The following is a 13,620-nucleotide window of genomic DNA, read 5'->3' on the forward strand; positions in this document are numbered from 1 at the left end:
CGGAAGGTGCCGTGCGGGTGCTGCGCGGTGCCCTCGGAGCGGGGGAAGAACTCGTACCAGGCGCCGTACAGGGCGCGTTCCCGCTCGACCAGCAGTGGCAGCGTGTCCGAGGCGGTGACCAGCTCCCGCAACGGATACCGGGCCAGCACCGCGTCCACCTCCGGCGTCAACGCCGCCGCCAACCGGGCGGCGGCGGGCCGGGTCTCGTCCCTGAGGGTGGCGACGGCGGCGCGGAGAACCTGCCGTTTGGCCTTCTTGGGGACACCGGAGGCCGCCCGCTCGTACAGCCGCGCGCCCTCCTCCAGGACCAGTTCGATGTCCATCCCCGCCGGGACCTTGATCTGCGCGTGGCGCCGCCAGGTGGTGACGGGATCGCCCCAGGCCTCCACGGTGTACGTCCAGTGGCCGGGTTCGCCGGCGGTGACGGTGGCGCCCCAGCGGTCGGTGCCCGGGGCCAGTTCCCGCATCGGCGTCCACGGGCCGGGGCGCCCTTCCGGGTCTTTCAGTACGACGTCGGCGGCGACCGCGTCATGACCCTCGCGGAACACGGTGGCCGAGATCTCGAACAACTCGCCGGTCACCGCCTTGGCCGGCCTGCGGCCGCGCTGGACGACCGGGCGGACGTCGAGGACGGGTATGCGCCCGACGGCCGTGCAGTCGCCCGAGGAGGGTGGCTCCGGGACCGGCGGGCCGTCGACCGGACGCACGGGGTGCGCTTCGGTACTGGGTGTCGGGGGTGCTGACGAGTGGTGCGTGGCGGGCATGACCGCTCCTGTCCGCGTCAACGTGGGTGGGCGGATGGCTGTGGGGAGGTGGGTCCTGCGGGGCATCCCTGGGGTGCCTGTGCTGTTCCTGCGAAATGTACCGGAGGAGCCTTCCCACCCCGTTCGGGTGAGCAATCCCGCACTTTGTTAACTACTCACGCGTATGTCTACACACAAGACCGGCCCCGTTCTGGCCGAACGGGACCGGTGCCGGACATGGCCTGGGTCAGCGCGCCACACGCAGGAGTTTGTCCGGTGAACCCAGACCCCGGCCGGACACCTTGCCGGATGTGGCCGCACCGACCAGTGCCTTGCCGACCTGGGCGGGAGTGGCCCGGCGATGCTCCGCGAGATAGAGCGCGGCCGCGCCGGCCGCGTGCGGCGACGCCATCGACGTACCGGAGTAGGTCACCCGGCCGGTGTCGCTCGCGTACGACGCCGAGGTGATCGACACGCCGGGGGCGAACAGGTCGAGTACCGAGCCGTAGTTGGAGAAGCCCGGTTTGGCATCCTTTGTGTCGGTGGCGCCGACCGTGATCGCCTCCTTGACGGCCGCGGGGGAGTACAGGGAGGCGGGCAGCCCGTCGTTGCCCGCGGCGACCGTATACGTCACACCGGACCGGATGGAGTCGCGCACGGCGGCGTCCAGCTGGGCGTTGCGGTAGCCGCCGAGACTGAGGTTGGCGACCGCCGGTTTTTTGGCGTGTTTCGTCACCCAGTCGATACCGGCGATGACCCGGGCGGTGGTGCCCGCGCCGGCGTTGTCGAGCACGCGTACGGCGACCACCTCGGCCTTCTTGGCGACGCCGTACCCGGCGCCGGCCACGATGCCGGCGACATGGGTGCCGTGCCCGTTGCCGTCGCCCGCGTTCCGGTCGCCGCCGACGAAGTCCCAGCCGTGACTCGCCCGCCCGCCGAAGTCCTTGTGATCGATCCGGATCCCGGTGTCGATCACGTACACGGTCACCCCGGCGCCCCCCGAGGCCGGTGAGGTGTAGCTCCGGTCGAGCGGCAGGGCCGGCTGGTCGATCCGGTCCAGGCCCCAGGACGGCGGGTTCTTCTGCACCCGGTCCAGGCTCACGCGGCTGTCCTGGGCGACCGAGGCGACCCGCGGGTCCGCCGCGAGGAGCCTCGCCTGTCTCTCGTTCGCCCGCACCGCGTAACCGTTGAGGACCGTGCCGTAGGTGTGGCTGATTCTCGCCCCGTACTTCTCGGCGAGGCCCTTTCCGGCCGCCGAGGGTGCCTTCGTGCCCCCCTTGAGCGTCACCAGGTAACTTCCGCCCACGGAGCCGGGCTCTCCGGCGCCGAGTATCCGCCCCTGCGGTGCGGCGTGCGCGGGCAGGGTGATGGCCGAAAGCGCCGCGACACAGGTCACCGCGGTCAGACCCCCCGCCACGCGCAGACGCCGTGTTCGCGTCCGTGCCATGGCTGTGTACCCCCTCCTGAAGTCGGCGTGGACGGCCGTGTTCCGCCGGGTGCGCCCGACGGCCGACCAGCACGCCACTGGCAGCCTCTCGTGCGGGGTGAAGCACCACAAGAACGCCTACAGGTGCGGAATCGGCCATATCGGAAGGGGGGCGTCGCCGGGTATCCCGGCCTGGCGTATCCCGGCCTGGCGCTGCCGCGTCGACTCCCCGACGACCTCGAGTTCACCGACTCCGACCGGCCATGCCCCGGCGCGACCCCACCGACTCCGAAGTAACCATTACCGTCGAGCGTGAAGCTGGGACGCACACCGTCGTGGGTCCCCTCCGCACGCCTGACGAGGTGGCAAGTGAAGGCGATCCGTCGATTCACCGTCCGTCCCGTTCTCCCCGAGCCCCTCCGGCCGCTGAGCGACCTCGCGCGCAATCTGCGCTGGTCCTGGCACACGGAGACGCGTGATCTGTTCCAGTCCGTTGATCCGGAGCGGTGGGCCGCCTCGGGCGGTGACCCCGTGCGGCTGCTCGGCAGCGTGCGGCCAGGGCGGCTCGCCGAGCTCGCCGAGGACCGTCGCTTTCTGCGCCGGCTCGCCGTGGCCGCGGACGACCTGCACGACTACCTGACCGGCGACCGCTGGTACCAGACGCAGACCACCGACCTGCCCCACGCCGTCGCCTACTTCTCGCCCGAGTTCGGCATCACCGCCGCCCTGCCCCAGTACTCCGGCGGCCTCGGCATCCTCGCCGGCGACCATCTCAAGGCGGCCAGCGACCTCGGCGTACCGCTGATCGGTGTCGGGCTGCTGTACCGGCACGGGTACTTCCGGCAGACCCTGTCCCGCGACGGCTGGCAACAGGAGCACTATCCGGTGCTCGATCCCCACGAGCTGCCCGTCGCCCCGCTGAGGGAGGCCGACGGCACCCCGGCCGACGTCTCCCTGGCCCTGCCCGGCTGCAGGCGGCTGCGGGCCCGTGTCTGGCTGGCCCAGGTGGGCCGGGTCCCGCTGCTGATGCTGGACTCCGACGTGGAGGAGAACGACCTCGGCGAGCGCGGGGTGACCGACCGGCTCTACGGCGGCGGCGGTGAGCATCGGCTGCTTCAGGAGATGCTGCTCGGGATAGGGGGTGTGCGGGCGGTGCGGACGTACTGCCGCCTGACCGGGCACCCCGAACCCGAGGTCTTCCACACCAACGAGGGCCACGCGGGCTTCCTCGGTCTGGAGCGGATCGCCGAACTCTGCGACCAGGGGCTGGACTTCGACTCCGGTCTTGAGGCGGTCCGGGCCGGGACCGTCTTCACCACCCACACCCCCGTGCCCGCGGGCATCGACCGCTTCGACCGGGAGCTGGTCGCCCACCACTTCGGGCCCGACGCGGAACTGCCGAGGATCGATGTCGGACGGGTGCTGCAACTGGGCATGGAGACCTACCCCGGCGGTGAACCGAACCTCTTCAACATGGCCGTGATGGGGCTCAGGCTGGCCCAACGGGCCAACGGTGTCTCCTTGTTGCACGGCAGGGTCAGCCGGGAGATGTTCTCCGGACTGTGGCCGGGATTCGACCCCGAGGAGGTGCCGATCACCTCCGTGACGAACGGGGTGCACGCCCCGACCTGGGTCGCCCCGGAGGTGTTCCGGCTCGGCGCCCGGCAGATCGGCGCCCAGCGCACCGAGGACGCGATGACGGGCGTCGGGTCGGACCGGTGGGACGCGGTCGCGGACATCCCCGACCAGGACATCTGGGAGCTGCGGCGCAACCTGCGCGAGCAACTGGTGACGGAGGTACGGGAACGACTGCGTGCCTCCTGGCGGCAACGCGGCGCGGGTACGGCCGAGTTGGGCTGGATCGACGGAGTGCTCGACCCCGACGTGCTGACGATCGGGTTCGCCCGGCGGGTCCCGTCGTACAAGCGGCTGACCCTGATGCTGCGGGACCGGGACCGGCTGATGGACCTGCTTCTGCATCCCGAGCGGCCGATCCAGATCGTCGTCGCCGGGAAGGCACACCCCGCGGACGACGGCGGCAAGCGGCTGGTGCAGGAACTGGTGCGGTTCTCCGACGACCCACGGGTGCGCCACCGGCTCGTGTTCCTGCCCGACTACGGCATGGCGATGGCGCAGAAGCTCTACCCGGGCTGTGACATCTGGCTCAACAACCCGCTCAGGCCGCTGGAGGCGTGCGGCACCAGCGGGATGAAGGCCGCGCTGAACGGGTGTCTCAACCTCTCGGTCCTGGACGGCTGGTGGGACGAGTGGTTCCAGCCCGACTTCGGCTGGGCGATCCCCACCGCCGACGGGGCCGGCACCGACGCCGACCACCGCGACGACATCGAGGCCGCCGCGCTCTACGACCTCCTGGAACAGCGGGTGACCCCTCGCTTCTACGAGCGCGGGCAGCAGGGCCTGCCCGACCGCTGGATCGAGATGGTTCGCCAGACCCTCACCCTGCTCGGCCCCAAGGTGCTGGCCGGCCGCATGGTCCGCGAGTACGTCGAGCGGCTCTACGCCCCGGCCGCCCGCGCCCACCGCGGCACCGACCCGGACTCCGCCCGCGAGATCGCCGAGTGGAAGGCACGGCTGCGCGCGGCCTGGCCCCGCGTCACCGTCGACCACGTGGAGACGACCGCCGAAACGGCGACCGCGGAACTCGGCACGGTCCTCGGGGTGCGCGTCCGCGTCGCACTGGGCGACCTCGGCCCCGACGACGTCGAGGTGCAGGCGGTCTCGGGCCGGGTCGACGAGGAGGACCGCATCACCGACGCCACGGCCGTCCCGCTGAAACCGGCGGGCGGCCCGGACCAGGAGGGACGCAGGCTGTACGAGGGTTCGCTGTCCCTGGATCGCACGGGACCCTTCGGCTACACGGTCCGGGTCCTGCCGGCCCACCGCCTGCTGGCGGCCGGCACCGAACCGGGGCTGGTGGCGCTGCCGTCGGACGAGGTGGTGGAGGCGGCGGGGGTGCTCATGCGGTAGGCCTGCGCCGGCGGCCCCGGCGGACGGTCACTCGAACTCGGCGCACAGTCTGCGCAGCACCGCCCCGCAGCGTCGGGCGTAGGCCTGCTGCAGGCCCCGGGTCGCCGGGCCGCCCGCCCGGGCGTACCACTTCGCGGCGCGGCTGAAGGCCGAGATCGTCAGCCAGACCGTGCCGTCGCCGGTGCGGTCCACGACGAAGGACTCCTCGCCGGATTCCGGGTGGCCGCTCAGGGTGCCGTAGGCCCAGCCGGCGCGGCGGGGTTCCTCCATCGTCCAGACCACCCGGCAGGGCGCCTTGATCAGGCCGCCGAGGGTGACCGTGACGTCGACGTCGGGAGCGGCACGGTCCGCGCTCGCGTCGACGCCCACGCCCAGCGCGCGGTGCATCTCCCAGGTGAGGAGCGCCTCGCGGGCTCTCTGGAAGACCTCCTCGCCCTCGCCTATGCGGCTGCGCACATGCAGGGGGCGGAAGCCGGGCGGGCAGAAGCCGCTTTCCCGGGTCGCGCCGACGTCGTCGTACGTGAAGGACATGGGCCCAAGAGTAGGGCGGCACCCGGGAACGCTTTCGTCCCGGGTGCCGCCCTGTCACGGTGCCGTCAACTGCCTGACAATCAGCTGACGTTGACCGCCGACCAGGCTGCCGCGACCGCGGCGTACTCGGTGCTGCTGGCGCCGTAGAGGGCGCTGGCGGCCGAGAGGGTGCCGGTGCGGGCCGCCTTGTAGTTGGTCGTCGACGTGAAGTACGTCGTCAGCGCCTTGTACCAGATCTGCAGCGCCTTGGCGCGGCCGATTCCGGTGACCGTGGATCCGTTGGACGTCGGCGAGTTGTACGAGACGCCGTTGATCGTCTTCGCGCCGCTGCCCTCCGACAGCAGGTAGAAGAAGTGGTTCGCGACGCCCGACGAGTAGTGCACGTCGAGGTTGCCGACCGATGAGGACCAGTAGTCGGCGGAGCCGCCGTCCTTGCTGGGCTTGTCCTGGTAGCGCAGCGGGGTGCCGTCGCCGTTGATGTCGATCTCCTCGCCGATGAGGTAGTCACCGACGTCGTTGGAGTTGGCGGCGTAGAACTCGACGCCGGTGCCGAAGATGTCCGAGGTGGCCTCGTTCAGGCCGCCGGACTCGCCGCTGTAGTTGAGGCCCGCGGTGTTCGAGGTGACACCGTGGCTCATCTCGTGGCCGGCCACGTCCAGCGAGGTCAGCGGGTTGACGTTGCCCGAGCCGTCGCCGTACGTCATGCAGAAGCAGCTGTCGTCCCAGAACGCGTTGACGTACGCGTTGCCGTAGTGGACGCGGGAGTAGGCCGCCACGCCGTTGTTCTTGATGCCGCTGCGGCCGAACGTCGACTTGTAGAAGTCCCAGGTCACCTGGGCGCCGTAGGCGGCGTCGACCGCGGCGGTCTGGTCCGTGGTGGAGCTGGAGGCGGCGCCGGTGCCCCAGGTGTCGTCCGCGTCGGTGAACAGGGTGCCCGCGGAGGTGGTGCTGGTGTGCGACTTGTTGTACGTCTTGTGGCTGCCGCGGGTGCCGTCGGTCAGCTGGTACGTCGAGCCCGACAGGGTCGTGTTGAGGGTGACCGTGCCCGAGTAGAGGCTCTTGCCGGTGCCGGTCTCGATGCCCTGGTACTCGTAGAGCTTCTTGCCGGTGGCCGCGTCGGTGATGACGTGCAGCTCGTTGGGGGTGCCGTCGTCCTGGAGGCCGCCGACGACCGTCTCGTAGGCGAGGACCGGGGTGCCGGAGGCGGCCCAGATCACCTTGCGCGGGGCCTGGTCGGCGGTGGTCTTCTCGGAACCGGCGGCCTGTGCGGCGGTCAGTGCCTGCTTCTCTGCCTTGGCGGCGGCGAGCTTCGGCGTCACGGAGGCGACCTTGATGGTGGCCGAGTGCGCCTTGGTCACGCCCTTGGTCGTACCGGTGGGCGACTGGTGGACGACCAGGTCGCCGCCGAGGACCGGAAGGCCCGCGTAGGTGCGCTCGTAGCGGGTGTGGACCGCGCCGTCGACGTCCTTCACGACGTCCTTGACGACCAGCTTCTCCTTGGCGCCGAGGCCTATCTTCTGGGCGGTGCCGGCCGCGTCGGCCTGCTGCTCCTGGATCAGCGAGGTGCGGGCCGCCGAGGACAGTTGCAGCGGGGCGGAGGCGAGCGTGGATCTGCCGGTGTCCGCCGCGGTTTCGGCGGCGGCTGAGGAACCGGTGGTCAGACCGGTGGTCAGCAGGGCTCCGGCGGCGACGGCGGTGGCGATGGCCAGAGTCGTTCGCTTGTGACGCGCGTAGAGGGGGGTCACGCATGCTCCTTTGTGGGGAGTCCGCCCGGTGGTTGGGGTCACCGGTCGGAGTGAGTTGTGGAGTTGCTGTGCTGAAGCGGCGTGAGGGAAGAGTGGCACTGAGGGCGCGTACATGTCATGACCCTCAAGTGATGTTGGCTCAAAACTGACCTTCGGGTGAACATTGCGTTCATGTGAACGGCGTTGAGCAGGGTCAAGCGCCAACCGACGGTGCGTATAGAGGTGGCAAAAAGAGGGCGCCGTTCCGGTGGAGTCGAACCACCGGAACGGCGCCCTGTCGTGGGAGACCGTGGGGGGCCATGCGGCCCCGTGGGGTCTACGGGAAGGTGAGCTTCCAGCTGTTGATGTAGCCGGTGTCCTGGGCCGCGTTGTCCTGGACCCTCAACTGCCATACACCGTTGGCGACTTCGGAGGAGGCGTTCACCGTGTACGTGGTGTTGAGGTTGTCCGTGCTCCCGCCGGTGCCGTACGCCTTGAGCGTGTACGCCGTCCCGTCGGGGGCGACCAACTGCACCTGGAGGTCACCGATGTAGGTGTGGACGATGTCGACCGCCACCGCGAGGTTGGACGGGGCGTTGCCCGTCCGGCCCGAGACGGTGACCGACGAGGTGACCGCGGCACCGTTGTCCGGAATCGATACGTCGGCCGCGTTCTCGAAGGAGGTGCCGCCGCCCCCGCCGCCGCCGTCGGAGCGGGCGCCGACCGCGATGGCCGCGAAGGCGTCCTGCACGGCCTTGTACTCGGCGCTCGTGGTGCCGTACAGCTCACCGGTCGCCGCGAGCGTGCCGGTGCGGGCCGACGCGTAGTTGGTGGTCGAGGTGAACTTCGTGGTCAGCGCGCGGAACCAGATCTTCTCCGCCTTGTCCCGGCCGATGCCGGTGACCGGAAGCCCGTCCGAGGTGGCCGAGTTGTAGGTGACACCGTTGATGGTCTTGGTGCCACTGCCCTCACTCAGCAGGTAGAAGAAGTGGTTCGCGGGGCCCGAGGAGTAGTGCACGTCGATCGAGCCGAGGCCGGAGTACCAACTGTCCTTGGACGCGCCGTCCTTGCTCGGCTTGTCCATGTAGCGCAGCGGGGTGCCGTCGCCGTTGATGTCGATCTCCTCGCCGATGAGGTAGTCACCGACGTCGGAGGTGTTGTTGGCGTAGAACTCGACGGTCGAGCCGAAGATGTCCGAGGTGGCCTCGTTCAGACCGCCGGACTCGCCGCTGTAGTTGAGGCCGGCCGTGTTGGAGGTCAGGCCGTGCGTCATCTCGTGCGCGGCCACGTCGATCGCCGTCAGCGGGTTGGTGTTGCCCGAGCCGTCGCCGTAGGTCATGCAGAAGCAGCTGTCGGACCAGAACGCGTTGACGTAGTTGTTGCCGTAGTGGACCCGGGAGTACGCGCCCACGCCGTCGCCCTTGATGCCGCTGCGGCCGTGCACGTTCTTGTAGTAGTCCCAGGTCAGCTGGGCGCCGTAGTGCGCGTCCGCGGCGGCCGACTCCAGGTTCGAGGCGCTGCCGTTGCCCCACACGTCGTCGGGTCCGGAGAAGAGCGTGCCGGTGCCGGAGGTGCCGCGGTTGAGGTTGTACGTCTTGTGGCCGCCGCGGGCGCCGTCGGTGAGGTTGTACGTCGACCCGGACTGCGTGGTGGTCAGGTCGACCGTGCCGGAGTACACCGTGTTGCCGGTGCCGGTCTCGATGGCCTCCCACTCGAACAGCTTCGCTCCGGTGGCCGCGTCGGTGACGACGTGCAGCTCCTGCGGGGTGCCGTCGTGCTGGAAACCGCCCACGACCGTCTCGTACGCCAGGGTCGGCTTGCCGTCGGCCGCCCAGATCACCTTGCGCGGGGCACGGTTGACCTCGGGGCTCTTGGCGTCCTCGGCCGCGGCAGCCTTGAGCGCCTGCGTCCTGGCCTTGGCCGCGGGCAGTGCGGCCGTGGTGGTGGCCGGCTTGATGGCGGCGCGGGTGGCCTTGACGACCGACTCGGTGGCGTCGGCCTTCGTGCTGTCCACGACGAGGTCGCCGCCGAGGACGGGCAGGCCGTCGTAGGTGCGCTCGTAGCGGGTGTGGACCGTGCCGTCGCCGTCCTTGAGGACGTCCCGGACGACCAGCTTCTCCTTGGCGCCCAGGCCCAGGTCCTTGGCGGTCCGCGTCTTGCCGGCGTCGGCCTGCCGGATCAGCTCGGCGCGCTGGGCGGGGGTGAGCTTCACGGACTCGGCGCCCGGTATGACCTTGCCCGCGACCGACGGGGCCTTATGCGGGGCGGCGGTGGCGGCGCCCGACTGGACGGCCGCGGCGATCAGGGCGGAGACGCCGACGAGGGCGACCGCCGCGGCCTTGCGGCGCGCGGAGTGGAGGGTGGCGTGAGAGGTGGTGTGGGGGGTGCGTCTGTGAGAGGAACTTCTCAACACTGACTCCTTCTGCACGGCCGCGGCACGCGCGGCCAGGGGAGACCGGTCGGCGGGTGGGCCGAACGGGCAGAACAGGGGCGGTGCGCAGAACCTCGTGCGGGTGCTCGGCCGCGGCACAGCGGTGGAACATGTGAGGTTGCTGTGCAGGGGCCGTGGGAAGAGTGGCAGGAGAGTGCGGTTTCTGTCAGGAGCGCGTCAGGAACTTGGCCGGAAATCCTCCGTTGTCCGGGAGTTCATGTCCGATATGCGGACCGATCGCCCGGGATCAGTGCCCCGGCGCCCGATCCCCGTGCCACGACCGCCACAGCGCCGCGTACGCGCCCTGCGCCGTCACCAGCTCCTCGTGTGTGCCGAGTTCGGTCAGGCGGCCGTCCTCCATCACGGCCACCCGGTCCGCGTCGTGCGCGGTGTGCAGGCGGTGGGCGATGGCGATGACCGTGCGGCCCTCCAGTACGGCGGCCAGGGCGCGCTCGGTGTGCCGGGCGGTCGTCGGGTCCAGCAGGGCGGTGGCCTCGTCGAGGATCAGGGTGTGCGGGTCGGCCAGGACCACCCGGGCCAGCGCGAGTTGCTGCGCCTGGGACCCGTCCGTACGGCAACCGCTCTCACCCAGTTCGGTGTTCAGCCCGTCGGGCAGCTCCCGTACCCAGACGTTGGCGCCGACCGCCCCCAGCGCGGCCCACAACTCCTCGTCCGTAGCGGCGGGTTCGGCGATCAGCAGGTTGTCGCGGACCGTACCCAGGAACACATGGTGCTCCTGGGTGACCAGCACGACCTGCCGGCGTAACTGTTCCGGGCCCAGTTCGACGACCGGCACCCCGCCCACCGTCACCGCACCCGCGCTCGGTGTGTCGACGCCCGCCAGCAGCCTGCTCAGCGTGGTCTTCCCGGCACCGGACGGACCGACGACGGCCAGCCGCTCCCCGGGCCGTACGGTCAGGTCCACCCCGTGCAGCACCTCACGCCCCCGGTCGTAGGCGTAGTGCACGCCCGTCACGTCGATGCGGTCACCCGCCGGAGTGGGGGAGCCGCTGTCCGCGGCGGTGCGCGGCGCCCCGGCCAGGCCCTCCACCCGGGCGAAGGAGGCGCCGCTGCTCTGCAGTTGCTCGACCCTGACGAGGATCTCGTCCAGCGGCCCCTCGAGCTGCCGCAGATACAGCGCGGCCGCCACGACCGCTCCCAGACTCACCGCCCCGTGCGCGTGCAGCACCCCGCCGAGCAGCAACACCCCGGCCACCGGGAAGGGATACGCCATGTCCACCACCGGGAAGAACACCGTGCGCAGACGCAGCGTGAACAGGCGTCTGCGCCGGGAGAGGTCCAGCGCCTGACGGCTCGCCGCGACCCGGCGCTCCCGCAGCCGGAACGCCTCCACCGTGCGGGCCCCGGCCGCGGTCGCCGCGAGGATCTCGGCGACGTCCGAGTTCGCCTCGCCCTCGGCGAGATAGGCGTCCCGGGCCCGGCGCAGATACCAGCGCAGGGCGAACCAGATCGGGATGAGGCCGAACACGCCCACGGTGCCCAGCAGCGGGTCGATCACGAAGACCGCGCCGAGCAGGAACAGCGCCTGCACGACATTGATGAGCAGCTCGGGCCCCGCGTCGCGCAGCGTGGTACCGACGGTGGCCACGTCCGCCGTACCGCGCGCCGTCAGATCGCCGGTGCCGGCCCGCTCCACCACGGACGCGGGCAGCGCCAGCGTCCGGTCGACGAACTCCTCGCGGACCCGGGCCAGCGTCCGTTCCCCGAACCGGTGCCCGGCGTACCGCGCCCAGCGCGCCAGCAGCAACTGCGCCGCCGCGCAGGCCACGATCCCCAGCGCGGCCCGGTCCACCGCGCCGACGCCGCCCCCGGTCCGCACCTCGTCGATGATCCGGCCCAGCAGCCACGGCCCGGCGAGTCCCGCCCCGGCGGCCGCCGCGTTCAGCGCCAGCACGACGACGAAGGCACGCGCGTCGGCGCGCACCAGACGCCCGGCGGCGCGCCGCACGGCCGCGGGCCCGGCGATCGGCAACTGTCCCCGCGTCACCCCAGAACCTCCTCGGCGTCCCGGCCGGCCCCGTCCTCGCGCGGGCCGGCGGCCTCCTCGATGTCCGCGTCCCGGGTCACCAGCGCCCGGTAGCCGGGCTCCTGCGCCAGCAGCCGCTGATGGCTGCCGCCGGCCGCGACCTTCCCGTCGACCAGGTAGAGCACGGTGTCCACACGGTCCAGCACAAGTGGGGAGGTGGTGGTGACGACGGTCGTACGACCCCGGCGCGCGTCCCGCAGCCGGGCCGCGACCGCCGCCTCCGTGTGCGCGTCGAGCGCCGAGGTCGGCTCCACGGCCAGCAGCACCTCCGGGGCGGCCAGCAGCGCCCGCACCAGCCGGACCCGCTGCCGCTGTCCGCCGGAAAGGTTGCGCCCCTGCGCGTCGACGTCCGAGTCCAGCCCGTCCGGCAGGCCCCGCACGAGGTCCTCCGCGGCAGCGGCCCGCACCGCCGCCATGATCTCCCCGTCGTCGAAATCCCCACGCCCGCCGACCAGTTCACGCAGCGGCCCCGCGAACAGATCGGCCTCGTGGTCGGCGACCAGGATCCGCGCCCGCACCTGCGGCAACGGCACCTCGTCCAGACGCACGCCGCCCCAGGTCGCCTCGGACGGCGCGTACCGGCCCAGCCGGTCGACGACGGCCGCCGTGTCGGCCAGCCGGGCCCCGGCCAGCGCGATCAGCCGCCCCGGCGGCACCCGTACCCCGGACTCCGGGTCGTACAGCACCGACGGTTCCGCGGGAGCGTCGCACACCCCGCCGTCCGGCTCCGGTTCCACCCGCAGCAGTCGTACGACCCGCCGCGCGGCCACCACACCCCGGCCGAGCTGGTAGCCCCAGTCGACGAAGTACGCCACCGGGCGCACCAGCACCGCGACATAGCCGTACACCGACACCAACTCGCCCACCGTGAGGGTGCCCTGGGCCGCCATCCGGGCCGCCATCCAGGTCACCACCGCGAGGTACAGCGTCGGCAGGCCCACGCCGAGCGCCTGCATCCAGCTGGTCACCGCTCCCACCCGGTACCCCTGCTCGCGCAGCCGCGTCGAGTCCCGCCGGAAGGCGTCGGCGACCAGCCCCTTGCCACCGAGCCCGTTCAGGACCCGCAGCCCGCCCGCGAGGTCGCCGATCCGCGCGGTCAGCACGCCCTGACGCTCCCGGTACTCCGCCTCCGTGCCCTGCAGCCTGAGCATCAACGGCCCGACGAGCACGGCGACCAACGGCACCCCGAGCAGCACCACCACGGTGAGCTGCGTGGAGACGGACAGCAGCAGCCCCGCGACCACCAGGTAGGCGACGACCGCGCCGACACCGGGGCCGATCACCGTCAGGGACGAGCTGATCTGCTGCACGTCCCCCACACCGATCGTCACGACCTCTCCGGCCCCGACCCGCCGGGGCAGCGCCGCCCCCAGCCGCACCGCGTGCCCGACGACGACCTTGACCGTGCGGAAGTTGGCGTCCATCCGCACCCGGGTCATCGTGCGGTGCCGCATGACGCCCAGCCAGGCGTTGAAGGTGCCGACCGCGACCAGCAGACCGGTCCACAGGGCCAGCGCGCCCATGTCCCCCGTCTCCAGGCCCTCGTCCACGGCCCGGGCCATCAGATAGGGCGTCGCCGCGAGCAGCACCATCCACGCGCTGCCCAGCAGCGCCCCCGCCGCCGACCGCCACGGCTGCCGCAGCACCAGCCACCACAGATACCACCAGCCGCCCCGACAGTCGGGCGTGCCCGGATCCTCGTACGCGTCGATCAACACTCCCCCTGGAAG

8 protein-coding genes are annotated in these 13,620 nt (G+C 71.6%); 1 reads left to right on the top strand and 7 read right to left on the bottom strand.

Annotated elements, in window-relative coordinates:
* Both AB0H86_RS38010 and AB0H86_RS38015 read right to left on the bottom strand, forming a co-directional pair.
* Positions 1-764, bottom strand: a 764-nt coding sequence (locus AB0H86_RS38010; RefSeq protein WP_362449589.1) for a maltotransferase domain-containing protein, incomplete at its 3' end; no start/stop codon positions are given.
* Between the two features lie 226 nt (positions 765-990).
* Entirely contained in the window at positions 991-2,190 is a 1,200-nt protein-coding gene (locus AB0H86_RS38015) for a S8 family peptidase (protein WP_362449591.1), read from the bottom strand.
* A 348-nt stretch (positions 2,191-2,538) separates the two neighbouring features.
* On the opposite strand from AB0H86_RS38015, the gene AB0H86_RS38020 reads away from it, so the two are divergent.
* Positions 2,539-5,157 (top strand): glycosyltransferase family 1 protein, encoded by a 2,619-nt coding sequence (locus tag AB0H86_RS38020; protein ID WP_362449594.1) that lies wholly within the window; start codon positions 2,539-2,541, stop codon positions 5,155-5,157.
* 27 nt (positions 5,158-5,184) lie between these two features.
* On the opposite strand, the gene AB0H86_RS38025 is transcribed toward AB0H86_RS38020, so the two are convergent.
* From AB0H86_RS38025 to AB0H86_RS38045, 5 genes are all read right to left on the bottom strand, one after another.
* Positions 5,185-5,688 (bottom strand): DUF1990 domain-containing protein, encoded by a 504-nt coding sequence (locus AB0H86_RS38025; RefSeq protein ID WP_362449596.1) that lies wholly within the window; start codon positions 5,686-5,688, stop codon positions 5,185-5,187.
* 80 nt (positions 5,689-5,768) lie between these two features.
* On the bottom strand, positions 5,769-7,433 hold the full coding sequence (locus AB0H86_RS38030; RefSeq protein ID WP_362449598.1) for a M4 family metallopeptidase: 1,665 nt from the start codon (positions 7,431-7,433) through the stop codon (positions 5,769-5,771).
* 316 nt (positions 7,434-7,749) lie between these two features.
* The gene (locus AB0H86_RS38035; protein ID WP_362449600.1) at positions 7,750-9,825 is read right to left on the bottom strand and encodes a M4 family metallopeptidase; all 2,076 of its coding nucleotides are present in this window, start codon (positions 9,823-9,825) and stop codon (positions 7,750-7,752) included.
* Between the two features lie 265 nt (positions 9,826-10,090).
* Entirely contained in the window at positions 10,091-11,851 is a 1,761-nt protein-coding gene (locus AB0H86_RS38040) for an ABC transporter ATP-binding protein (RefSeq protein ID WP_362449602.1), read from the bottom strand.
* Positions 11,848-13,605: an ABC transporter ATP-binding protein gene (locus AB0H86_RS38045; protein WP_362449604.1), complete on the bottom strand. Its 1,758-nt coding sequence runs from the start codon at positions 13,603-13,605 to the stop codon at positions 11,848-11,850. The genes AB0H86_RS38040 and AB0H86_RS38045 overlap by 4 nt, the downstream gene beginning before the upstream one ends.
* Between the last annotated feature and the right edge of the window lie 15 nt (positions 13,606-13,620).

The organism is Streptomyces sp. NPDC050997 (genome assembly GCF_040660135.1).
Classification (GTDB): Bacteria; Actinomycetota; Actinomycetes; order Streptomycetales; family Streptomycetaceae; genus Streptomyces.